This window comes from Halomonas sp. AOP30-A1-24, from assembly GCF_052378165.1.
Lineage (GTDB): Bacteria > Pseudomonadota > Gammaproteobacteria > Pseudomonadales > Halomonadaceae > Vreelandella > Vreelandella citrativorans.
This window is the reverse complement of the sequence record NZ_JBQSXL010000002.1, coordinates 156,468-178,418: the sequence shown is the minus strand read 5'-3', so window position 1 is coordinate 178,418 and position 21,951 is coordinate 156,468. Positions and strand designations below refer to the sequence as shown.

The 21,951-nt window shown below is 55.2% G+C and carries 20 protein-coding genes; 13 read left to right on the top strand and 7 right to left on the bottom strand.

The annotated features are described in order from the left end of the window. Positions 1-101: 101 nt before the first annotated feature. Positions 102-944, top strand: a complete 843-nt coding sequence (locus ACT3TJ_RS02035) for an ion transporter (RefSeq protein WP_192526298.1) — start codon at positions 102-104, stop codon at positions 942-944. Positions 945-1,069: 125 nt separating this feature from the next. On the opposite strand, the gene ACT3TJ_RS02030 is transcribed toward ACT3TJ_RS02035, so the two are convergent. From ACT3TJ_RS02030 to epmB, 3 genes are all read right to left on the bottom strand, one after another. Next, positions 1,070-3,091: a pyrroloquinoline quinone-dependent dehydrogenase gene (locus ACT3TJ_RS02030; RefSeq protein ID WP_441676992.1), complete on the bottom strand. Its 2,022-nt coding sequence runs from the start codon at positions 3,089-3,091 to the stop codon at positions 1,070-1,072. Between the two features lie 8 nt (positions 3,092-3,099). Next, positions 3,100-3,459, bottom strand: coding sequence for a hypothetical protein (locus ACT3TJ_RS02025; protein ID WP_444621392.1), 360 nt, complete (start codon positions 3,457-3,459; stop codon positions 3,100-3,102). 335 nt (positions 3,460-3,794) lie between these two features. After that, a complete protein-coding gene (epmB, locus tag ACT3TJ_RS02020; RefSeq protein WP_444621393.1) occupies positions 3,795-4,814 on the bottom strand; it encodes an EF-P beta-lysylation protein EpmB in 1,020 nt (339 codons plus the stop codon). 138 nt (positions 4,815-4,952) lie between these two features. Between epmB and efp the strand changes: the two genes are divergently transcribed. Both efp and epmA read left to right on the top strand, forming a co-directional pair. Beyond that, complete coding sequence (gene efp, locus ACT3TJ_RS02015) at positions 4,953-5,519, top strand: elongation factor P (protein ID WP_172116269.1); 567 nt, start codon at positions 4,953-4,955, stop codon at positions 5,517-5,519. Between the two features lie 147 nt (positions 5,520-5,666). Next, positions 5,667-6,647, top strand: coding sequence for an EF-P lysine aminoacylase EpmA (epmA, locus tag ACT3TJ_RS02010; RefSeq protein ID WP_192526302.1), 981 nt, complete (start codon positions 5,667-5,669; stop codon positions 6,645-6,647). A 2-nt stretch (positions 6,648-6,649) separates the two neighbouring features. Here epmA and asd read toward each other — a convergent pair whose 3' ends face one another. The 3 genes from asd to rsgA are packed head-to-tail and all read right to left on the bottom strand — an operon-like array spanning position 6,650 to position 9,453. Continuing rightward, positions 6,650-7,522, bottom strand: coding sequence for an archaetidylserine decarboxylase (asd, locus tag ACT3TJ_RS02005; RefSeq protein ID WP_172116271.1), 873 nt, complete (start codon positions 7,520-7,522; stop codon positions 6,650-6,652). Between the two features lie 51 nt (positions 7,523-7,573). Beyond that, the gene (locus ACT3TJ_RS02000) at positions 7,574-8,416 is read right to left on the bottom strand and encodes a sulfurtransferase (protein ID WP_192526303.1); all 843 of its coding nucleotides are present in this window, start codon (positions 8,414-8,416) and stop codon (positions 7,574-7,576) included. A gap of 17 nt (positions 8,417-8,433) precedes the next feature. After that, a complete protein-coding gene (gene rsgA / locus ACT3TJ_RS01995) occupies positions 8,434-9,453 on the bottom strand; it encodes a small ribosomal subunit biogenesis GTPase RsgA (protein ID WP_172116273.1) in 1,020 nt (339 codons plus the stop codon). Positions 9,454-9,541: 88 nt separating this feature from the next. Here rsgA and orn point away from each other — a divergent pair, with 88 nt between their 5' ends. Continuing rightward, positions 9,542-10,123, top strand: coding sequence for an oligoribonuclease (gene orn, locus ACT3TJ_RS01990; protein WP_172116274.1), 582 nt, complete (start codon positions 9,542-9,544; stop codon positions 10,121-10,123). A 14-nt stretch (positions 10,124-10,137) separates the two neighbouring features. Here the strand turns inward: orn and queG are convergent, their stop codons facing one another. Further along, positions 10,138-11,220, bottom strand: a complete 1,083-nt coding sequence (gene queG / locus ACT3TJ_RS01985) for a tRNA epoxyqueuosine(34) reductase QueG (RefSeq protein WP_192526304.1) — start codon at positions 11,218-11,220, stop codon at positions 10,138-10,140. A 116-nt stretch (positions 11,221-11,336) separates the two neighbouring features. Here queG and ACT3TJ_RS01980 point away from each other — a divergent pair, with 116 nt between their 5' ends. The 9 genes from ACT3TJ_RS01980 (at position 11,337) to hflC (ending at position 21,804) form a co-directional block, all read left to right on the top strand. Beyond that, positions 11,337-12,830 (top strand): NAD(P)H-hydrate dehydratase, encoded by a 1,494-nt coding sequence (locus tag ACT3TJ_RS01980; protein WP_192526305.1) that lies wholly within the window; start codon positions 11,337-11,339, stop codon positions 12,828-12,830. Between the two features lie 11 nt (positions 12,831-12,841). Further along, complete coding sequence (gene tsaE / locus ACT3TJ_RS01975; protein WP_172116277.1) at positions 12,842-13,336, top strand: tRNA (adenosine(37)-N6)-threonylcarbamoyltransferase complex ATPase subunit type 1 TsaE; 495 nt, start codon at positions 12,842-12,844, stop codon at positions 13,334-13,336. Next, positions 13,330-14,805, top strand: a complete 1,476-nt coding sequence (locus ACT3TJ_RS01970; protein WP_192526306.1) for an N-acetylmuramoyl-L-alanine amidase — start codon at positions 13,330-13,332, stop codon at positions 14,803-14,805. Before tsaE ends, ACT3TJ_RS01970 begins: the two co-directional genes overlap by 7 nt. Before the next feature lie 8 nt (positions 14,806-14,813). Continuing rightward, positions 14,814-16,745, top strand: coding sequence for a DNA mismatch repair endonuclease MutL (gene mutL, locus ACT3TJ_RS01965; RefSeq protein WP_192526307.1), 1,932 nt, complete (start codon positions 14,814-14,816; stop codon positions 16,743-16,745). Between the two features lie 75 nt (positions 16,746-16,820). Then, complete coding sequence (miaA, locus tag ACT3TJ_RS01960) at positions 16,821-17,759, top strand: tRNA (adenosine(37)-N6)-dimethylallyltransferase MiaA (protein WP_172116280.1); 939 nt, start codon at positions 16,821-16,823, stop codon at positions 17,757-17,759. Between the two features lie 150 nt (positions 17,760-17,909). Next, entirely contained in the window at positions 17,910-18,158 is a 249-nt protein-coding gene (gene hfq / locus ACT3TJ_RS01955) for an RNA chaperone Hfq (protein WP_009099947.1), read from the top strand. 37 nt (positions 18,159-18,195) lie between these two features. Continuing rightward, on the top strand, positions 18,196-19,506 hold the full coding sequence (gene hflX / locus ACT3TJ_RS01950; RefSeq protein WP_444621395.1) for a ribosome rescue GTPase HflX: 1,311 nt from the start codon (positions 18,196-18,198) through the stop codon (positions 19,504-19,506). Positions 19,507-19,632: 126 nt separating this feature from the next. Continuing rightward, complete coding sequence (hflK, locus tag ACT3TJ_RS01945) at positions 19,633-20,907, top strand: FtsH protease activity modulator HflK (RefSeq protein ID WP_192526309.1); 1,275 nt, start codon at positions 19,633-19,635, stop codon at positions 20,905-20,907. Next, on the top strand, positions 20,908-21,804 hold the full coding sequence (gene hflC, locus ACT3TJ_RS01940) for a protease modulator HflC (protein ID WP_172116283.1): 897 nt from the start codon (positions 20,908-20,910) through the stop codon (positions 21,802-21,804). Positions 21,805-21,951 lie beyond the last annotated feature (147 nt).

Here is a 21,951-nt window from a genome sequence, read left to right as displayed (position 1 = left end):
TTGCAGGTAGCATTTGCGTTGCCGCATGGGGAGGATGAATAATGCTTCTCATTTTTTAAACTATTTTTTGAATTTTCTATGCTTGCGAGAACTTTACAGCAATGAGCACTTCCTTTAGTACCTGGCAGGCACGCTTTGAAAAGCTGCGCAGTAATAAGTTTTTTGAGACGTTTGTGATTGCCATCATTGTGATATCGGCGCTGGTAATTGGCGCACGCACCTACGATGAGGTGAGCCGGTTTGAGCAGTGGCTCGGCGTGCTGGATATGGCGGTGACGGTGTTTTTTCTGGTCGAGATCCTTATTCGTATGGCGGCAGAGCCCAGGCTGCGGGATTTCTTCAAAAAAGGCTGGAACATCTTTGATTTCTTGATTGTTACCGCCAGTCTAATCCCCATGGATGAGTCAGAAATGGTGCTGCTGGCGCGCTTGCTACGCATCTTCCGCGTGCTGCGTCTGGTATCAATGATACCTGAGCTTCAAATGCTGCTGTCGGCGTTGATCAAATCCATACCACGTATGGGATACGTGGCGCTTTTGATGTTTATTATTTTCTACATTTATGCCGCAATCGGCAGCTTTTTGTTCCACACCGTCGATGAGCAGCTATGGGGTAACATTGCGCTGGCCATGCTCACGCTTTTCCAGGTGGCAACATTCGAAAGCTGGGCCACTGCCGTCCTGTACCCGACGATGGAGCACTTTCCCTATGCCTGGATCTACTTCTTAACGTTCATATTCCTCAACGCCTTTATCTTTCTCAATATGATGATCGGCATTGTGCTGGACGTCATGCAAAAAGAGAGCGCCCAGATGGCGCTGGACAGTGGCGAAGGAGAGGAGGCTGAGATACAGGGGTTACGTAGTGATGTTCGTGAATTACGTGCTCAGCTTGACCGTATGGAGTCAGCACTGACAAAGCGTGATACAAACTCGCCTCAATAGAAGGCAGGCACGCACCATGCGGTAGCGGATACGGCTTCTTCGAACATGGTAGGAATAGAGAAAGGGGCGGCCCGTGTTGCAAAACACGGGCCGCCCCTTTGGGTTATGGTGTTTACAAGGTACGGTTACTCCGGCAGGGCATAGACCACCAGTTGGTCGCCTACCTGATCTTTGACAATCGTATTGCCCCCGGCTACGAACGCCACATATTGTCGGCCCTCGTACTCGTAAACGGCAGGATTGGCGACTGCGGGCGCTTCCGCTTGGTCAGACCAAAGCTGTTCGCCGGTTTCAAGCGAGTAAGCGCGAAGCTTGGCGTCTATGGATGCGCCGATAAATATAAGCCCCCCAGCCGTGATAGCCGGGCCGCCAATGGTCGGTGAGCCCCAACGCTCAGGCATGAAAAAGCCGTACTGCTGTGAAGCGCCTACCGGGCGGCGCCACTTCACATCGCCGGTGGTCATATCCAGCGCCACCAACTCGCCAAAGGGCGGCTCCCAACAGGGCATGCCAAGCCAGTTAAGCGCTACTTCCAAGCGCATGCCGTAGGGCGCGCCCTCTTGAGGAGAGTATCCGCTTTCATTACCTGAACCTCTGTCGGCTTCTTCAAAGTCGTCGCGATTAAATAGCTTCACGTATTGCACAATATGTGACGTATTGACGACGGCCGTTTGATTAACCGGGTCAAAGGCCACGCCGCCCCACTGCACGCCACCGGCACTGTCCGGGTAGGCAAGTGTTCCTTCGCCTTGGGTGGTAGGTGGGGTGTACATGCCTTCATACCAAAGATCATCCCAAAGGGCGGAGCACTGGCCAAAGCTCACCGCATCGGCCAGCGCCCAGATGCTTGGTTTCTCAGACTGGTCAAGCAGCGGGGCGGGTTTGGTGGGAAATGGCTGTGTGGGTGAGTAGACTTCGCCCTCTACCGTACCATCACCGCTAGGTACCTCGCGCTCTTCAATCGGCCACACGTCTTCGCCGGTTTCACGGTTAACCACGAAGAGAAAACCCATTTTGGTGGCCTGCATTAACGCCGGTATCTCTTCACCATCGACCGTAATATCCATTAGGGTAGGTGCGGCGTTAATATCGTAGTCCCATAGGTCGTGATGTACCCACTGGCGTGACCATACGACCTCTCCGGTTTCAATATCCAGTGCGGTCGTGGACGTGGCCAGCGGCACTTCCTCGGTACGATTACCGCCCCAAAAGTTGGGCGAGGGCGAAGAGATGGGCAAGTATACAAGCCCAAGTTCTTCATCGGCTGCCATGTGAGTCCAAACATTGGCGGTACCGCTGCGTTCACGCATCTCTTCGGATAGCGCTTCAAAGGCCCACTCAAGCTCGCCTGTGCGCGCATTGACCGAGAAAACGGTACCCGAAGGGGCTTCACTGGTTGCCCAGTCTTTACCCGCCCAGCCCAGGATAAGCCGGTCACCCACGACAGTGGGGGGTTGCAAGAGCGATAACGGCCAATCTTCGGGAATATTATTCCACTGGTTAACGTTCAAAACGCCATTATCAGCAAAGTCTTCACAGGGTTCACCGCTATCGGCATCGAGTGCGAAAAGCTGAGCATCCATGGTGCCGAAGTAGATGATTTTATCGCAGGCATTGTCAGAAGGCTCGTCCGCTTCCCAGTAGGCTACCCCGCGGCTTTTAAGCGCTGGCTGGGTCAAGGCTTCAAGAGAGGAATCGGTGTCAAACATCCAGCGCTGTTCGCCAGTGGCGGGGTCCAAGGCAAATACCCGGTAAAACGGCGTGCCTATATAGAGCGTATCGTTGGCAAATACGGGGGTTGCTGACCAAACCGTGGGAGGAATATCGCCAGAGCCATCGGAGACATCGCCGGTATGAAACTCCCACGCTTTTTCTAAATGACCTACGTTGTCTACGTTGATCTGATCCAGTGGGCTATATTTTTGCGCATTAAGCTGCCCGTGAAAGCTATCCCAAATGGCGCCTTCGGGGACTAGCGGAATTGCCTGGTGGCTATTTGTCTCGTTTAAAGGTTCGCTTTGCTCGGAAGGCAGCGCTTGCGCCAATAGCGGTAACGGTGTGAACAGTAGCGCTAAAAGCAGGTTGCCAGTGAAACGAGAGGATGAACGCCCACATTGGCGTTGGGTATTTACATAATGAGCAGGCATAGAGCGCCTCAGGTCCGAGTGGGTTTAGAGGGGGAGCTTGCTATATCAACCATCAGCCCGATCAGGCCTATGACCATGGCGACGCCCAGCCACCACTGGTGTAAAAGCATAGCGGCGAAAAATGTCCCAGCCAGCCCAATAATAATAAGCGTACGAAGCGCGATGAGCCCGCCACTGGCGTTAAGTTTGAAGAGCACCAGTGCCGCGGCAATGAGCACAATGCAGGCCAGAATAGCCACCAATGCGCCAAGCGTGCCGGTTACGCCGGTCAACGGTGTTATATAAGCGTAAGTAGAAATCACAACACCCGCTAGAGCGGCTAAAAGCAGTACCCCTGCGCCCGTACGGCGTCTTTGTAATCGCGACATTGCGTTATCACTCCTGTGATGAATAGATGGCCCCAATGTTTACCTAATTGTTCGTTTAAGCGTAGCAGACGCCGGTAATTGAGGTGGCGCTGACAGAAGGTTTATGTACGAGACGGTTGCGAGGAGGCGAGAGAGGGCGCATCTGGTTAACGATGCTGGTAGGGGCTAGGCATTGAGCTTTAGCCCTGGTTTATGACTGAAAATGCCGCTTTAGCGGTTTTGGCATGCACAACCTCTTGGGCTGTCCAAAGCGCCGAGGCGGCAAGCATTTCCAGAATGGTGTAACGTTTATGCCAAGCCCCGTATCGGGCTGCTCGCTTGGCTATTGATACCCCTCACAGCGGCGTTTTACTCGCCTCCCCAGGTACTTCGCGCACAAGTCGGGGCATCAGAAAACCGGGTAAGTGCTCACGTAGTTGGGTGATGAGTACACGTGCTTCATCATCCGGTACATCAAAATGAGCGGCGCCCTGCACCGGGTCTAATACATGCAGGTAGTAGGGCAGGATGCCTGCCTCAAAAAGCCGCTCTGAAAGGGCGGTGAGTGTGCTCACTTCGTCGTTAACGCCGCGCAGCAGTACGCTTTGATTAAGCAGGGTGGCACCGGCTTCTTTTAATCGGGTGCAGGCCTCAACGACAGCTTGATCTACCTCGTTGGCATGATTGATATGCAGTACCACGACTTTTTGCAGCCGGGTATTGCCCAGCCAGGCAAGTAGCGCATTATCGATACGATCAGGAATCACCACGGGTAAGCGTGTGTGAATGCGCAGCCGCTTAAGATGAGGGATTTTTTCCAGCTCGCCGACTAGCCAGGCTAGCTGACGGTCGTTGGCAGCCAGCGGGTCGCCGCCGGAAAGAATGGCTTCATGAATGGTGGGGCTACTACGCAGGTAATCAAGCGCATCTTGCCACTGGGCCCTGGAAGGTGAATTATCGCTGTAGGGAAAGTGGCGACGAAAACAGTAGCGGCAGTTAATTGCGCAGTTTGGGCTTGCGATTAATAGCACCCGACCGGCGTATTTGTGAATCAACCCTTTGGCAGGGCGATGATCAGCCTCTTCAAGAGGGTCAAACACGTAACCACTAGGCGTGAGCGCTTCGTCGCTGACGGGCAGCACTTGGCGCAGCAGAGGGTCTGACGTATCGCCGTAAGTAATGCGTGACAAATAGGCCTCGGGCACGCAGGTTTCAAACAGCGTATGCCCGGTATGTGCGCCAGAGAGCCATTCACTCTTTAGTCCAAGCCGCTTGCAAAGCGCATGCGGGTCACGAATGGCGCTGGAAAGCTGCTGTTGCCACGTAGGGCTTGAGGCTTCGTTGAATCGCTCGTGATTATCCGAGGCAACGATCATAATGTTCTCCTGCAAAAAGCCCTCCTTCGGGTTATCATGCGCGCACTTATTTGACGATGCTATCCACGCTGCGGCGACGTAGGCTATCTTGCATCGCTCACTGTAATAGCTAACTGAAATAGATCACAGAGAGGCAACATGGCTAACTATTCTACCAATGAATTCAAAGGCGGTTTAAAAGTAATGCTCGACGGTGATCCTTGCTCAATCGTTGAGAACGAATTGGTCAAGCCCGGCAAGGGCCAGGCGTTTAACCGCGTTAAGCTGCGTAACCTGATGACCGGCCGTGTAGGTGAGCGTACCTTTAAATCGGGTGATTCACTGGAAGGTGCCGATGTCATGGACCTGGAGATGGAGTACCTCTACACCGACGGTGACATGTGGCACTTTATGAAAACGGACGGCTCTTTTGAGCAGTACGCCGTAGAGAAAAAAGCGCTGGGTGATACTGTTAAATGGCTCAAAGAGCAGGTGCCTTATACGCTGACACTGTGGAACGACAAGGCAATTTCGGTGACGCCGCCCAACTTCATTGAGCTTGAAGTGGTCGAGACTGACCCAGGCCTGAAGGGCGATACGGCGCAGGGCGGCTCTAAACCCGCAACGCTCTCTTCAGGTGCTGTTGTTCGTGTACCTCTGTTTATCAACCAGGGCGAAGTGCTCAAAATCGATACGCGCTCCGGCGAGTACGTTTCTCGCGCTTGATAAGTACGTTTTTAAGCCAAGTATTAAGTGAGTAGTTAAGTGCTTAGCCAAGTGGATAAAGCGGTAGGCCTTATTACGCACTTGGCGGCATTTGTTCTACCTTAGAGCCACGCATTTGCGTGGCTTTATTTTATTCAAGGAGCGGTGATGGCCATTGAGTGGCGACCAAATGCGCAAATTGAAACGCTGCGTGAGCGAGCACGTCTGCTTTCAAAAGTACGAGCATTTTTTTCCCAACGTGACGTGCTGGAAGTTGAAACGCCTGTGCTTGGACAGGGTGGAAGTACCGATGTGCACCTGGTGTCACTTGCGACTCAAGCGCGCACTGATAAAGGTCAGCGACGGTTATGGCTGCAAACCTCACCTGAATTTCATATGAAGCGTTTAGTGGCCGCGGGCAGTGGGCCCATTTTTCAGCTGGCGCGAAGCTTTCGTGATGGCGAAGTAGGTTCGCGCCACAACATCGAATTCACGATGCTTGAATGGTACCGGCCAGGGTTGTCGCTTGGCGAACTGATCGACGAGACCGCCACGCTGGTGGCCACGCTGTTACCTGCTTTTGCCGGGCCGGTAGTGCACTATCGTTATCGCGAGCTTTTCCATACTTGCTTGGCTGTTGACCCCTTCACAACGTCACTTGATAAGCTACGCGCGCTGGCCGCTGAGCGAGGCCGGATGCCTACCGGGGCGTTGGTGGACGAAGGCCGGGATACCTGCCTCGACCTTTTGATGAGCATGGTGATTGAGCCCACGTTGGGCCAGAACGAATTAAGCGTGGTCACGGACTATCCCGCCAGCCAGGCAGCGCTTGCCCGCCGACACCAGGATGTGGATGGAGAGTGGGTTGCATCACGTTTTGAGCTTTACCTGAGCGGTATTGAGCTGGCCAATGGGTATCACGAGCTAACCGATGCCACGGAGCAGCGCACTCGCTTTAGCGACGATAACGCTGAACGGCGACGTCTGGGGCTACCCGTGGTCGATGTTGATGAGCGTTTGCTGGCAGCGCTTGAGCATGGCATGCCCGAGTGTGCGGGCGTAGCGCTGGGAATTGATCGTTTAATTCAATTGGCATTGGGTAAAGCACGCCTTGAAGACGTGCTCACCTTTTCGACGCCTAATTGCTAACGCTAAGCGATAGGCGGGGCTGGCGGAAAATCACCGAGGGTTTGGCCCATTTGCACCATGGCTTCTGGCCGATAATCCTCACGCGTTGCTGGATTGCTAAACGCAACCGGCTTGGCAAAACACATCACAACGGTAGAGCCGAGTTTGAATAGCCCCATTTCCTCGCCGCGCTTAAGGGTGATGGTGTTGTCAAAACGTGTGCGTTGAGGCACGCCCGCCAGCGGTGTAACTTGCCCAGACCACACGGTTTCAATGGCGGCAACCACCATCGCGCCGACCAACACCATGGCAAATGGGCCGTGCTCTGAATCAAAAATGCATACCAAGCGTTCGTTGCGTGCAAACAGGTTAGGCACGTAGCTCGCGGTGGCTTTATTCACCGAGAAAATTCGCCCAGGCACATAAATCATTTCCCGTAGCGTGCCGGTCATGGGCATATGTACACGGTGATAGTCGCGTGGCGAGAGATAAACGGTCGCGAAACTGCCGCCCATAAACTCTTCTGCAAGCGCCGCATCCCCGCCCAGTAACGACTGCGCCGAATAGGTATGGCCCTTGGCTTGAACCAGCTGACCCGCCTGCAGGCGGCCATGGCGCGAAAGCGAGCCATCGGCCGGGCTTAAAATGCCTTGCCCCAGTGGGCGAGCATCCGCTTTTAGAGCGCGGGTAAAGAACGCGTTAAAATTGGCGTATGCCGTTGGGTCCGGCTCAAGTGCCTGGCTCATGTCGACGTTAAACCGCTTGATAAAGGCCTTGATCAGCATGTTTTTCAGCCAAGGCGCCTCGCTCTGCGCAAACGTGCCGGTCAGACGCGAGATGGCATGATGGGGAAGCGGGTACTGGAGTAACGAGAAAGCTTTTTGAGGTAGCGTCACATTAATTACTTTTAGCAGTGGTTAAACGTCGTGCCAGCCAAGCCGGTTACGTTACTTTTCGATCGGCGTATCGTCGCGGTTGCCCCATTCGCCCCAGGAGCCCGCATAGCCGCGTATATTAAACCCTAGCGCTTTACCCACCAGCCAGGTAAAGCTGCTGCGGTGGTGGCTCTGGCAGTGGGTGGCTACTTCCATATCGGGCGTTAGGCCCATGGCCCCAAGCTCGGTTATAAGCTCGGCGTAGTCGCGAATACGCAGGGCGCGGGTCCGGTCCATGGCGTTTAGCCAATCCATATTGACCGCACCTGGAATGTGGCCAAGATGCTTATTATTGCCTTGCTCGCCGTCATATTCACCCTTGGAGCGCGCATCCCAAACTGCAAACTGCTTGTCACCCAGTTTGGCTTTAATCTCATCACAGGTGATGAGCGCCTGCGGGTTTAAAATTTGTGCATGGTATTCGCTAGGCGAGGGGCGGGTTTGCTCCGTACTTTCGGGCATACCGGCATCACGCCAGGCATGAATGCCGCCATTTAAATAGGAGTAGCGGGTGTGGCCAATCAGCTCCAGCGTCCATAAAAGGCGCGCTGCCCAGCCGCCGCCTTCGTCATCATAGGCTACAACGTGGGTGTCGCGAGTAAGCCCCAATGCGCTGAATAGTTGCGATAAGAAGCCTACATCGGGAACGTCATTGGGCACCGGGCCTTCGCCGCGCATCAGGTAGCGAAAATCCAGATATACTGCGCCCGGCACATGCCCCTGGCGGTAGTTATCCGGATTCACCGGCACATCAATGATCAAAAGCGCTGGTTGATCCAGGTGGCTCTGTAACTGTTCTGGCTCAACGATCAGCGGTAGAAGATTTGACTCTGACGATGGGTGCTCGGTGCTCATGGTTAGCTCCTTTAAAATCAAGCGTCTAAACTATCGAGAATCCGGCGATAGCTGGCAAAACGTTCCGGGTGAATCTTGCCTTCCTCAACCGCTTCAAGTAAAGCGCAGCCTGGCTCCTCCCGGTGACGACAATCACGAAAACGGCAGTAGCCAAGGAAAGGGCGGAACTCGATAAAGCCGTCGGTCACGTCCTGTTCGGTCAAATGAATCAGGCCAAATTCCCGAATGCCGGGAGAGTCGATCAGCTCGCCATCGGTGACTTCATCGCGGTTCATGGTATAGAGCCGTGCGGTAGTCGTGGTGTGCGTGCCCTTACGCGAGTCTTCGGAAAGCGCGCCGATACGCAATGACTCATCGGGCAACAGCAGGTCAATTAGCGATGATTTACCCACGCCGCTTTGGCCCACAAACACTGAGGTGCGACCCTCAAGTTGCTGGCGCAAAGGGGCAAGCCCTTCTTCATTGGCCGTCGTGGTACGCACCACCGGGTAGCCTAGCGCACGGTAGCGCTCTAGTAGCTTGCCAAGCTCGCCGCCATCGTCTGGCAGCAGGTCGATTTTGTTGAGTACCAGAACAGGCGCGATAGCGGTGGCTTCAGCGGCGACCAGATAGCGGTCAATCAAATTAGGGTGCGGCGCCGGCTCAACGGCAAAAACGATTAAAATCTGGTCGATATTGGCGGCGACCGGCTTAAGTTGGCCACGCGCATCAGGGCGCTTGAGCACGCTGTCGCGCTCTTCGCGGGCCACAACAACGCCGGAGCCCTCCTGGCCTGCCCGCCAGATTACTCGGTCACCGGTCACCATGCCGTCCAGATTAGCACGTAGATGGCAGCGTACCGGTGTGCCCTCGGCATTACGTACTTCCAGCGTTCGCCCGAAATGCGCCATCACCCGGCCGGGCTGTTCGGCGCCGTATTCGCCAGCAGCCAGCTTTTCTGCGTCGCGTACATCACGCTTTTCAGCGCGGCTAGCACGCTCTGCCTGGACTTTGTCGACTCGCCACTGCTGCTGGCGGCTTAATTTACGTTTGCTCATGACCACTCGATGCTCGGTACAATAGGGGATAGTGTACCTGTTAACTGACGCCGGGTAACTCGACCCGTTGGCTATCCTGGAGAAAAGCATGAGCAATAGTAACGAACCGCGCAGTGATCTGCTGGTCTGGATCGACCTGGAAATGACCGGCCTTGACCCTGATAAAGAGCGCATTATCGAAGTGGCAACACTCGTTACCGATGCGGATTTAAACGTTGTGGCGGAAGGCCCGGTAATTGCCGTTAAGCAGCCAGATAGTCTGTTGGCACAAATGGATGACTGGAACCAGAAGACCCACGGCGAGTCCGGCTTGGTCGCGCGCGTAAAAGCCAGCCAGAACGATACGGCCAGTGCCGAACAGCAGACACTGGAATTTTTGCGCCAGTACGTGGTGGCAGGCTCGTCGCCCATGTGTGGTAATAGCATCCATCAGGACCGACGCTTTTTGGAGCGTGAGATGCCAGCGCTGTGGCGTTTCTTCCACTACCGTAACCTGGATGTCTCAAGCGTTAAGGAGCTTGCCAAGCGCTGGAACCCGGGCGCACTGGCAGGCTTTAGCAAGCGCAACGTGCACTTGGCAATGGATGATATCAAAGAGTCGATTGCTGAACTTGCCCACTACCGCAACACTTTTCTGCGCGTGGCAGGCGGGCAGGACGAAGAAGAGTAAGCCTCGGTTGAACGTTAGCTTGTCGCAATGCGTGCATCGCGCTTGAGGCGCTGTTCATCAAGCGCCCAGGCAACGTGTTCACGTACCAGAGCGCTGGGGTAAGCGCGCCGTGCCCACAGCGCGGCTTCAACCGCCTCGCTCCACGGTGCGTTGCCCAGGCCAATGGCAATATTGCGTAGCCAGCGTTCGTAGCCGATACGTCGAATGGGGCTGCCGGCGGTTTTGTCCAAAAATGCCTCTTCGCTCCAGCCAAACAGGCTGAGCAGGGAGGCGCGGTCCAGGTCGTGGCGGGGGGCAAAATCTTGCTCGTTACTCACGCGGGTGAAGCGTGTGAACGGGCATACCAGTTGGCAGTCGTCGCAGCCATATACGCGGTTGCCCATGGCGCGGCGAAACTCAACCGGGATCGCTCCGTGTAGCTCAATCGTTAAATAGGAGATGCACTTGCGCGAATCCACCACTTTGTCGTCAACAATCGCCCCTGTTGGACAGGCGGTCTGACAAGCATCGCAGCTGCCGCAATGCTCACGCTCGTAGGGCGGGTCAACGGGGAGGGGCAGGTCGGTATAAAGCTCGCCCAAGAAGAACAGTGAGCCTGCTTTTGGGTTGAGCAGCATGGCGTTTTTACCGAACCAGCCAAGGCCTGCCTTTTGCGCCAGGGCGCGCTCCATTACCGGGGCAGAATCGACAAAGGCACGGTAGCCAAAAGGGCCTACTTCCTGTTCGATTTTTTTACCCAGTTGAGCCAGGCGCTTACGTATTAGCTTGTGGTAGTCACGGCCCAATGCATAGCGTGATACATAGGCTTTTTGCGGCTGCCCCAGCAGCCGAGTCGTTTCAACTTCGGGAGGTAAATAATCCATACGCACGCTGATGATTCGCAGCGTGCCCGGTTCAAGCTCGGCCGGGCGTGTACGCTTGGTACCGTGCTTGTCCATAAAGCCCATCTCACCGTGATAACCTTTCTCAAGCCATGCGTTGAGATGCTGCTCATGCGTATCGAGCTGCGTATCGGTAATACCAACCTGCTGAAAGCCCAGCTCGCGGCCCCAGGTTTTGATGAGGTCAGCAAGATGGGCCAGTTGTTCAGTGGTCATGGTATGGCTTGAAAGTGAAGAAGCAGTGGAACAGGGCATTATCAGTCTACGGTCGAGCATTAGTCGCGCTATGCTAACGCAATTGGTCGCCATCACAACATGCGAAAGGAGATATCGTGTCCACCTTAAGTACTTCCTCGCTGCGCCCGCTATTCAAAGCGGAGCAGGTACGTGAACTGGACCGCCGTACCATTGCCGGTGGTATCGAAGGGTTTGCCCTAATGCAGCGGGCAGCGTCCAGTGCCTGGCATAGCTTTCGCGCGCGCTGGCCCCATGCGCGTAGCGTAACGGTGTTATGTGGTGGGGGAAATAACGCTGGCGATGGTCATGTACTGGCAGCGCTTGCCATTCAGTCAGGGCTTAAGGTGCAGCGTATTACGCTAAAGCCGTTGGATGCACTGAAAGGTGATGTCGCCAGGGCTGCCGAGCTTGCAACCTCTGCCGGTGTTTCCTGCGAAGCGTGGCACGCCGATTGTGTGTTCTCGGGCGAGGTGATTGTTGATGCTCTGGTCGGTATCGGCCTTACCGGCAAGGTGACAGGGGCAACGCAACAGGCGATTAAGGCGATCAACGCCGCTAAATGTCCCGTGCTGGCGATCGATATACCCTCTGGGTTAGCCGCGGATACGGGCGCGGTCCTTGGCGATGCTGTTCACGCGAATACTACCGTCACGTTTATTGGCGATAAAATAGGGCTACATACCGGCGAAGCGCCTGCCTATACGGGGGAGATTGATTTTCGCCCCTTGGGCGTTAAAGCGCAGGCCTTTTTTGATATTCCTCCTTGTGCGTGGCGGCTGGACGAAGGCTGGTTAACAGACGCCTTTGCGCCGCGCTCCCGTACCAGCCATAAAGGCGATATGGGGCATGTGCTGGTCTTGGGCGGTGCTCCGGGGTTTGGTGGTGCAGCGCTGTTGGCTTCCCAAGCGGCGGTACGCTTAGGCGCTGGCAAAGTAAGCCTGGCAACCGCGCCAGAGCATACCATCGCCAGTTTGATGCGTTGCCCGGAAGTAATGGCGCACGGTGTACGCGGCGGCGCTGATTTAAACGAACTTCCGCAAAAAGCGGATGTTCTGGTGGTGGGGCCGGGGATGGGGCAGGCCGCTTGGGGGCAGGCTGTGTTGCAGCACGCGCTAGCATCGGGCTCTCCGCTGGTCGTCGATGCCGATGGGCTTAATTTACTCGCCAGCCACTGGCCGAGCGAGCGTCGTGATAACTGGATTTTAACGCCGCACCCTGGCGAAGCTGCCCGGTTGCTTGAGTGTAGCGTCGCCGATGTGCAGGCTGACCGGCCTGCCGCTGCGCGTGAGCTGCAGCGTAGACGAGGAGGCGTTGTTGTTCTAAAAGGCTCGGGGAGCTTGATTGCCGGGCCCGGTGGCTTGGTTGTATGTCCTTACGGAAACCCCGGTATGGCCAGTGGTGGAATGGGTGACGTGCTCAGCGGTATGCTCGGCGCCTTGGTCGCCCAGCGAACAGAGATAGAGAGTAGTGCCTGGCTAGGCGTTATGGTGCATGCGCTAGCCGCCGACCGCGCCGCACAGGCACAAGGAGAACGTGGCTTGCTGGCAAGTGATCTGGCATCCTATGCACGAGTATTGATCAACCCGTGAAGGCAGCCCACATGCAGGTGCAATTGGAAAATGAAGAAGCGCAGGTCGCTTTTGGTGAAGCGCTGGGAAGTGCATTGCAGGGGCGTGGGCGTGTTTACCTGGAAGGTGACCTGGGCGCCGGTAAAACGACATTAACACGTGGAGTTTTAAGGGCTTATGGGCATCTGGGGGCAGTCAAAAGCCCTACCTATACCCTCGTGGAGCCTTATGAGCTGGGCACACAGCGCATTTATCATTTAGATCTCTATCGTTTATCTGACCCTGAGGAGCTTGAGTTTATCGGCGGTCGTGATGTGCTGGCGGACGACGCTCTATGTATTGTTGAGTGGCCAAGTCGCGGCGAGGGATGGCTGCCAGCTCCCGATATTTTCTTATCACTTACGGTAGCGGGTGCAGGGCGCGAGGCGACGTTGAACGCACTCAGTGAGTACGGTGAGTGCGTCCTTAATGGGCTGCAGTCAAGACAATCGTTTAAGCAGTCAGAAGACGGTGCCACTTCATGGTAACTAGCAACGAATTCACCGGCCTGGCCCGGTATCTCATGCCTGGGCTGATGGCGCTAATGGCAAGCGTTTCTTCTGTACAGGCCGCTGATGTTGAAAGCATGCGGTTATGGGCCGCCCCCGACCACGCGCGGCTGGTATTTGATCTTTCCGGCGTCACTCAGGCGAATGTTTTTTCCCTGTCGGACCCCGAGCGCTTGGTGATTGATTTGGAGGAGAGCCAGCTAAAAACGGATGCCTCCACATTGCCGCTAGATGGCAGCGCGATTGAGGTTGTGCGGACCGGACCGCGGGATGGGGGTGGTTTGCGCGTGGTGCTGGAACTCAATCGCTTAGTGGAACCGCGCCACTTTGTGTTGCCGCCTAATGACCAATATGGTCACCGCTTGGTGGTAGACCTTGAGTATCCTGGCGAGAGTGCCGTTGAAAACCCGATTGATCCGATAGAAGCGATGATTCGTGATCAGGAAATGCTGGCGCAGCGAAACGATGTTCAGGCTCAATTGCCGGATAGCCAGGCGTCGCCTGGAACGCAAAGCCCTGAGTCGGCCGAAGTTCAGCCCGCCCAGCCGCACCCCCAACGCGATGTTATTATTGCCGTTGATGCTGGCCACGGCGGTGAAGATCCAGGCGCTATTGGCCCTGGCGGTACGCGAGAAAAAGACGTTGTGCTGGATATAAGCCGCCGACTGGCTGCGCAAATCAACGCCAAGCCGGGCTATAAAGCGGTGCTTATTCGCGATGGCGATTATTATATAGGTCTGCGGCAACGTACCCAGCTTGCCCGTGAGCAAAAGGCCGATTTCTTTGTGTCGGTTCACGCCGATGCATTTAACAGTCCGCGCCCCGAGGGCAGCTCGGTATACGCGCTTTCGCAGCGTGGCGCTACGTCAGAAACAGCCCAGTGGCTTGCCGACAGCGAAAACCGCGCTGATCTGATTGGCGGGGTGGACGGCAACCTTTCGCTGCGTGATAAGGATCAAGTACTCCGCGGTGTTTTGCTTGATTTAACCATGACCGCCACGCTGAACGATTCTCTGTCTATTGGCGGGCAGGTGCTTGAGCAGTTGGGGCGGATTAATCGGCTGCATAAATCTCGCGTCGAGCAGGCCGGTTTTATGGTACTTAAATCGCCTGATATTCCTTCGCTATTGATTGAGGTTGGCTTTATTTCCAACCCCAGTGAAGAGCGTCGACTGCGTGATCCCGTTCACCAGCAGGGGCTTGCGGATGCTATTTTTTCCGGGTTAAACGCACATTTTGAACGTAACCCGCCACCGGCGAGCCTGCTTGCCTGGCAGCGCGATAATCATCGCCAGCCTACGGGGAATGAGTACCGCATTCAGTCAGGCGATACGCTCTCTTCGATCGCGCTGCGCCACGGTGTGCCAGTGGGCCAGCTGCGCCAAGCTAATGATTTGAATGGCGACGTTATTCGCGTGGGCCAAGTATTACGTATTCCCAACTCTTGAGGTGTCTGGTGTCCGAGTCGAGTTCTTTGCCATCACGTATTCATGTACTCGACCCCCGCTTGGCCAACCAAATCGCCGCGGGGGAGGTTGTCGAACGTCCATCGTCGGTAACCAAGGAGCTGGTGGAAAATGCCATTGATGCGGGAAGTCAGCGCATTGAGGTTGAGATCGAGCAGGGCGGTGCGCGATTAATTAAAGTACGCGATGACGGCATCGGTATTAGTGAGCAGGACTTGCCGCTGGCGCTTGCACGTCATGCCACCAGTAAAATCGGAAGCCTTGAGGACCTGGAGGGCGTCAGTTCTCTGGGGTTTCGTGGCGAGGCGCTGGCCTCAATAAGCTCTGTCTCTCGGTTGGAGCTTGTGTCCAATGCGGAAGAAGACCCGCGAACCGGCTGGCGAGTGGTGGCCGAAGGGCGAGGGATGGAGGCGCGAGTAACGCCTGCACCACACCCCCGAGGCACCAGCGTTGCGGTGCGTGATTTGTTCTTCAATACGCCTGCGCGGCGCAAGTTCTTACGTACCGAAAAGACCGAGTTTGCCCACGTGGAAGAGGCCTTTCGGCGTCAGGCACTGTCGCGTTACGACATCACCTGGGTGCTCCGTCATAACCAGAAGGTAGTCCACCAGCTACCTGCTGGGCATACGGCGGTGGCTCAGGAGCGGCGTATCGCCTCGCTACTGGGTAAGAATTTTATTGAGCATGCACGCTATATTGAGCGCGAAGCTGGTGGTCTGCGCCTAAGCGGTTGGGTGGGCTTGCCCACGCACTCACGCTCTCAGGCCGATCAGCAGTACTTTTTTGTTAACGGGCGTGTGGTGCGTGACCGCCTGGTGGCCCATGCCGTGCGCCAGGCCTACCGGGACGTGCTCTATAACGGCCGCCATCCTGTGTTTGTACTCTACCTGACACTGGACCCTGATGTGGTCGACGTGAATGTTCATCCCACCAAGCATGAAGTGCGCTTTCGTGATGGGCGTATGGTGCATGATTTTCTCTACTCAAGTCTGCACCACTGCCTGGCGACGTCTAAGCCAGCGCAAGAAAGTGATGGCGATGCCAGTGATGCCTCGGAGCATTCAGCAGAAGGCGTGAATGGTGCCACTGCCGAACCTGAGCAGACCGATTCTACCCGGTGGCAGCAGCAAGGCATGGCGCTTTCTCAAGCGCCTGACCGTCACCCGGGGGCTGAAAAAGTACGCCGCTTTATGCAGGGCTATCAGGCCTTGCACCCTAATCATGAGGATACGCTGCTTACGCCGCAGCCGCCGGGTGCATGGGCTGGCGGTCACGAGTCTGTTAGCGAGGTGCGCGAAGCACCTGCGGTAATGCCTGAAAGTGACCCGACCAGTGCGCCGCCGCTAGGCTTTGCGTTGGGGCAACTGCATGGGATTTATATCCTTGCGCAAAATGCCCAAGGGCTCGTGCTGGTGGATATGCACGCCGCCCATGAGCGTATTGTCTACGAGCGGATGAAAAATCAGCTGGCAGCCGCCAGTGGTATTGATACTCAGCCGCTATTGGTGCCCGTGTCGCTTGCTGCCAGCCGCACGGAAGTGGCAACGGCAGAAAGCGAACAGAAAGCCATTTCTCAATTGGGGATTGAGCTGGATGTTGCAGGGCCGGAAACGCTGCTGGTGCGCCAGTTACCCGCGCTTTTGGCCCAGGCTGACCCGGAAGCGCTGGTGCGAGAAATGCTTGAAGAGCTTGCCCGTTTTGGGCGCACCCATCAGGTAGAAACACGTATTCATGAGCTGCTTTCCACTATGGCATGCCACGGTAGCGTGCGCGCGAATCGACGGCTAACCATTGAAGAGATGAATGGATTGCTGCGCGATATGGAACGCACCGAGCGTAGCGATCAGTGTAATCATGGTCGGCCTACCTGGACACAAATGAACCTAAAAGCGCTTGATCGGTTGTTCTTGCGCGGACAGTAGCGGTGCTGCCAGATGTTGCCAAGTGGCGGCTGGCTGAATTAATCCCTGTTATTTTTTGGCGGAGTTTGCCACGGTATGGCTGATACACGCCCTTGGGCGATTTTTTTAATGGGTCCCACGGCGGCCGGAAAAACCGATACGGCAATCGCGCTGCACGAGCGGCTAGGGCATGAGCTAATCAGCGTTGATTCCGCAATGGTCTACCGCGGCATGAATATTGGTAGTGCTAAGCCCAGTGCTGCTGAGCTTGCCCGTGCACCCCATCGGTTAATAGATCTGCGTGATCCTGCAGAGCCCTATTCAGCCGCTGATTTTCGAGAAGATGCGCTTAGTGAGATGCGGCAAATCAGCGCAGCGGGCAAGGTGCCACTGCTCGTGGGCGGCACCATGCTGTACTACAAGCGCCTGGTTGAAGGGGTCGCAAATATGCCTGCGGCGGACCCCGCTATTCGCGAGCAGCTAGCCAAACAGCGTGAAAGTGAAGGCCTGGAATCGCTGCATAAAAAACTGATGGATGTGGATCCTGTGTCGGCGCAGCGCATCCATCCCAATGATCCTCAACGCTTAATGCGCGCACTCGAAGTTTATTACGCCAGTGGGCGCTCAATGAGTGAGCTGTGGGGTGAGCAGCAGCCAGCGCCTTTCCCTTGGCGCGTGCTATCCATTGCGTTGGCGCCAGACGACAGACGTGTTTTACACGCACGTATTGAAAAACGTTTTGCCGCTATGCTTGAGGAGGGCTTGATAGATGAGGTGGCCGCCCTCAAAAAGCGTAGTGACCTGCATCTGGAGCTGCCCGCCATGAAAAGCGTAGGGTATCGTCAGGTGTGGGAGTATCTGAACGGTGAGTACGACTATGCTGTCTTAAAGGAGCGCGGCGTAATTGCTACTCGCCAGCTCGCCAAGCGTCAGCTAACCTGGTTAAGAAGCTGGTCTAATCTTACCTGGATTGATTCGCAGCAGTTGGACGTGGTGGATAAGACGCTGAAATTCGTGCGTGAAAGCGGTGCTTAGCGTAAGATAGTGGTTTCGTGAGCGTGTGTTTTTGAGTAGCCGAAGGGCGCTTTCAACCACACGGGCCTTTCGGGCAAATAGATTGCGGCGTAGCACCAGTAGGGCACGCCATTTAACAACCAACCCCAACGACAGTTTAGGGAGAGCAACATGTCCAAAGGGCAGTCCCTTCAAGATCCTTACTTGAATATTTTGCGCAAAGAGCGCATTCCGGTCTCCATCTTTTTGGTAAATGGCATTAAGCTTCAAGGCCAGATCGAATCGTTTGACCAGTTTGTTATTCTGCTGCGTAATACCGTTAGTCAGATGGTTTATAAACATGCTATTTCCACGGTGGTGCCTTCGCGCAATGTGCGTTTGCCGGCACAAGACCCGGCCGCGCCTGATGCGGATATTTAACACCGCTGGATGAGCAATAGAGTCCTCGAGGTATTGATTGTTTTTTGAACGCCCAGAAGCCGGTGAAACGGCAGTTCTTGTCCACGTTGATTTTCATGACGAACAAGCACGTGAAGACCCGGGTGAGTTCTTAGAGCTCGTGCGCTCTGCAGGTGCAGAGCCCGCGACGCTGCTCACCGCTAGTCGTCAGCGCCCTGATTCACGAACCTTTGTGGGTTCGGGAAAGCTGGAAGAGTTGCGAGCCATGCTCGCGGCTCATGAGGCGGAGCTGGTGATCTTCAATCATAGTTTAAGTCCTTCCCAGCAGCGCAACCTTGAGAAAGAACTCAAGTGCCGAGTCCTTGACCGTACTGGTCTGATTCTCGATATTTTTGCGCAACGGGCACGAACCCATGAGGGTAAGCTGCAGGTCGAGCTTGCTCAGCTAGAGTATATGTCTACTCGCCTTGTGCGTGGGTGGACGCACCTTGAGCGCCAAAAAGGCGGGATTGGCTTGCGTGGGCCCGGCGAAACGCAGCTGGAAACCGACCGCCGTCTATTAAGAGGACGTATTAAGTCAATCAATAAGCGATTGGATAAAGTACGTAGCCAGCGTGAACAGAACCGCCGCGCCCGTGCACGTGCGGAAATCCACAGTGTATCGCTGGTCGGTTATACCAACGCAGGCAAATCGACGCTGTTTAATACGTTAACCAATGCCGATGTGTATGCCGCTGACCAATTGTTTGCAACGCTGGACCCGACGCTGAGGCGCCTTGAGATCGAAGACGTGGGCCCGGTGGTGATGGCGGATACGGTAGGGTTTATCCGGCATTTGCCCCATAAGCTTGTTGAGGCGTTCCAGGCGACGCTTCAGGAGGCAGCGGAAGCCACTTTGCTTGTGCATGTGATTGATGCAGCCGACCCTGATCGCGAGCTAAACGTTGACCAGGTAGAGCACGTATTGAAAGAGATTGGCGCCGATAGTGTGCCGGTTCTCAAGGTAATGAATAAAATCGACAAGCTTGATAGCGCACCGCGTATTGAGCGTGATGGGCATGGCGTGCCTGAAGTGGTGTGGTTGTCTGCTCAACAAGGCCAAGGTCTTGAGCTACTTCATGAAGCGCTTACTGAGCTCTTGGCTGGCGATGTCATCGGATTTTCGCTGACACTGACGCCAGAACAGGGCAAGCTGCGGGCAGGACTTCATGAGCTAAACGCCGTGCGTCAGGAAGCATTTGATGAGCAGGGGCGCTCTGTATTGGATGTTCGACTACCGCGTCGCGACTTTAACCAATTAATGGCGCAGCTGGGTGAGCGTGCTAACACCTATTTGCCTGTAGCATTACGTGAAGTTGACGAGTGGTAGGTCCTTGCTTTTCTACTCGTGTAAGGGATGGTAATAACAGTTTGATATAGCAATAATTTCAATAAAGCGCATGGAGCTTGCCGAAGGCATGCCATGCGCAGATGAGCACCTTAGTGGAGACGAAGTATGGCCTGGAATGAGCCTGGTGGTGGCAACCAGCACGACCCATGGAGTGGTGGTGGTCGACGGGGTGGCAACGACGGTGATAACCGTGGTGGCAACGACGGCGGTAATCGGGGCGGGAATAATGGGGGTAATAACCAAGGCCCTCCTGACCTTGATGAAGCGCTCAAGAAGTTTCAAGACAAGCTGAACGGCATGCTGGGCGGCGGCAGTAAAAAAGGCAACGGAAACAAGCGGAACAGTGGAAGCGGTGGTGGTAAACCACGTAATACGCTTGCATTGCCGGGCCTTTTAGTTGTGGTTGCGCTAGCGATTTGGGCAGCCTCCGGCTTCTATCTGGTGGATCAGTCTGAGCGTGGCGTTGTTTTACGTTTTGGTGAGTACCAGAGCGTTGTTGGGCCGGGCCTTCACTGGAATCCGCCGTTGATTGACGATGTCCGCATGGTGAATGTCACGCGTGTTCGCTCTGTGTCACAAACCCAGGCGATGCTGACGCGCGATGAAAACATCGTGGAAGTGGAAATATCGGCGCAGTACCAGGTCGCAAATCCGCAAGATTTTGTTCTCAATGTGCGTGATCCTGCACTGTCCATGGAAAATGCGCTTGATTCTGCTTTGCGTCACGTTGTAGGTGGCACAGACATGATCGATATCCTGACCTCAGGGCGTGAAATCCTGGGCAGCTCGGTCGCTAGCCGCTTGCAGTCCTATCTTGATGCGTATGGAGCGGGTATCCGTTTACAAACCATTAACATTGAGTCGACTTCCGCGCCTGCGCCGGTTATCGACGCATTCGATGACGTAATTCGTGCTCGCGAAGACCGCCAGCGTACCATTAACGAAGGCATGGCTTACGCTAACGCCATTATCCCGGCCGCTCAGGGTCAAGCCCAACGCGTGGTTGAGCAAGGCCAAGGGTATCGTGAGTCGGTCGTGGCCGAAGCTCAGGGTCAAGCGAATCGCTTCAATGCCTTGTTAACAGAGTACCAAAATGCGCCAGAGGTAATGCGTGAGCGGATGTACCTGGATACGCTTGAAAGCGTCTACGGCGGTACGCCCAAGGTACTCATGGATGTAAGCGAAAATGCACCGCTAATGTATCTGCCGCTTGATCAAATGCGTGGCAATAGTGGGCGCAGCAATAGCGCATCAAGCGCTAATGACAGTGGCTCAGGCAGTGAGGAGTTGGATCCGCGTGTTGTAGAAAGTTTACGTGGAAGCCAAACGACGAATTCTTCATCTTCAAGTAGTAGCTCTATTCGCAGGGAGGGCCGGTAAATGATTAATAATCGATCCCTGCTGATCGTTGGTGGCTTGGCTGTTGTCGCGTGGTTGGCAAGTAATTCGCTGTATGTTGTTGATGAGACACAGCGTGCCGTAAAACTGCGCTTTGGTGAGGTTATTGAAGAGAATATTCAGCCTGGCCTGCATGTCAAAATACCGGTTGCTCAAACGATCCGTAAGTTTGATACGCGCCTGCTGACGCTGGATACCGATACCAGTCGTTATCTGACGCTTGAGCAAAAAGCAGTTATCGTCGACTCCTACGTTAAATGGCAGGTGGTTAATCCTACCCGCTACTACGAGGCAACGGCAGGCGATGAAATGATGGCGATCCGCCTTATTCAGCCACGTGTTGACGAGAGCTTACGTAACGAGTTTGGCCGTCTTAATCTGCAGGAAATCATTGCCGAGCGCCGTGATGACCTGATGATTGGCCCTACCGAAGAGCTGGATAGCCTGATGCGTGATGAGCTGGGTGTCGCTATCCGCGATATTCGCATCAAGCGTATTGATTTACCTGAAGACGTGTCAGCGGCAGTCTTTGAGCGGATGCGCTCTGAGCGTGAGCGCGAAGCCCGCGAATGGCGTGCCCAGGGACAGGAAGAAGCGGAGCGGATTCGCGCTAATGCTGACCGTCGTCGCCACGTACTTATCGCTCAGGCAAATGAGCGTGCAGAGACGCTGCGCGGTGAAGGTGATGCTCAGGCAGCCAGTATCTTTTCTGAAGCGTATGGCCAGGATCAGGAGTTTTTCTCCTTTTGGCGTAGCTTGAATGCTTACCGCGATAGCTTCTCGGGCGACGGTGATATGCTGGTATTAGACCCCAGCAGCGACTTTTTCCGTTACCTGCGCAGTGCTAATCCTAACGGGCAAGCAGGCGGAGAAGAGTAAGTTGGTATAGGGGTGAATTTTGCCATGAAGCAGAACGCATGGCGGGGTTCATCCCTTGAGCAAACGTGGTAGACTTAATTGAACCGGGCGTCGCCCGGTTTTTTTGTGGCCCTCATTTAACGTTAATGCGTCAAGCGCGTATTCATC

What these genes read in the sequence shown, in the direction of transcription:
- ACT3TJ_RS02035 (WP_192526298.1), top strand. Translation starts at nt 102, where the DNA reads ATGAGCACTTCCTTTAGTACCTGGCAGGCACGCTTTGAAAAGCTGCGC.
- ACT3TJ_RS02030 (WP_441676992.1), bottom strand. Translation starts at nt 3,091, where the DNA reads ATGCCTGCTCATTATGTAAATACCCAACGCCAATGTGGGCGTTCATCC.
- ACT3TJ_RS02025 (WP_444621392.1), bottom strand. Translation starts at nt 3,459, where the DNA reads ATGTCGCGATTACAAAGACGCCGTACGGGCGCAGGGGTACTGCTTTTA.
- epmB (WP_444621393.1), bottom strand. Translation starts at nt 4,814, where the DNA reads ATGATCGTTGCCTCGGATAATCACGAGCGATTCAACGAAGCCTCAAGC.
- efp (WP_172116269.1), top strand. Translation starts at nt 4,953, where the DNA reads ATGGCTAACTATTCTACCAATGAATTCAAAGGCGGTTTAAAAGTAATG.
- epmA (WP_192526302.1), top strand. Translation starts at nt 5,667, where the DNA reads ATGGCCATTGAGTGGCGACCAAATGCGCAAATTGAAACGCTGCGTGAG.
- ACT3TJ_RS02000 (WP_192526303.1), bottom strand. Translation starts at nt 8,416, where the DNA reads ATGAGCACCGAGCACCCATCGTCAGAGTCAAATCTTCTACCGCTGATC.
- rsgA (WP_172116273.1), bottom strand. Translation starts at nt 9,453, where the DNA reads ATGAGCAAACGTAAATTAAGCCGCCAGCAGCAGTGGCGAGTCGACAAA.
- orn (WP_172116274.1), top strand. Translation starts at nt 9,542, where the DNA reads ATGAGCAATAGTAACGAACCGCGCAGTGATCTGCTGGTCTGGATCGAC.
- queG (WP_192526304.1), bottom strand. Translation starts at nt 11,220, where the DNA reads ATGACCACTGAACAACTGGCCCATCTTGCTGACCTCATCAAAACCTGG.
- tsaE (WP_172116277.1), top strand. Translation starts at nt 12,842, where the DNA reads ATGCAGGTGCAATTGGAAAATGAAGAAGCGCAGGTCGCTTTTGGTGAA.
- ACT3TJ_RS01970 (WP_192526306.1), top strand. Translation starts at nt 13,330, where the DNA reads ATGGTAACTAGCAACGAATTCACCGGCCTGGCCCGGTATCTCATGCCT.
- miaA (WP_172116280.1), top strand. Translation starts at nt 16,821, where the DNA reads ATGGCTGATACACGCCCTTGGGCGATTTTTTTAATGGGTCCCACGGCG.
- hfq (WP_009099947.1), top strand. Translation starts at nt 17,910, where the DNA reads ATGTCCAAAGGGCAGTCCCTTCAAGATCCTTACTTGAATATTTTGCGC.
- hflK (WP_192526309.1), top strand. Translation starts at nt 19,633, where the DNA reads ATGGCCTGGAATGAGCCTGGTGGTGGCAACCAGCACGACCCATGGAGT.
- hflC (WP_172116283.1), top strand. Translation starts at nt 20,908, where the DNA reads ATGATTAATAATCGATCCCTGCTGATCGTTGGTGGCTTGGCTGTTGTC.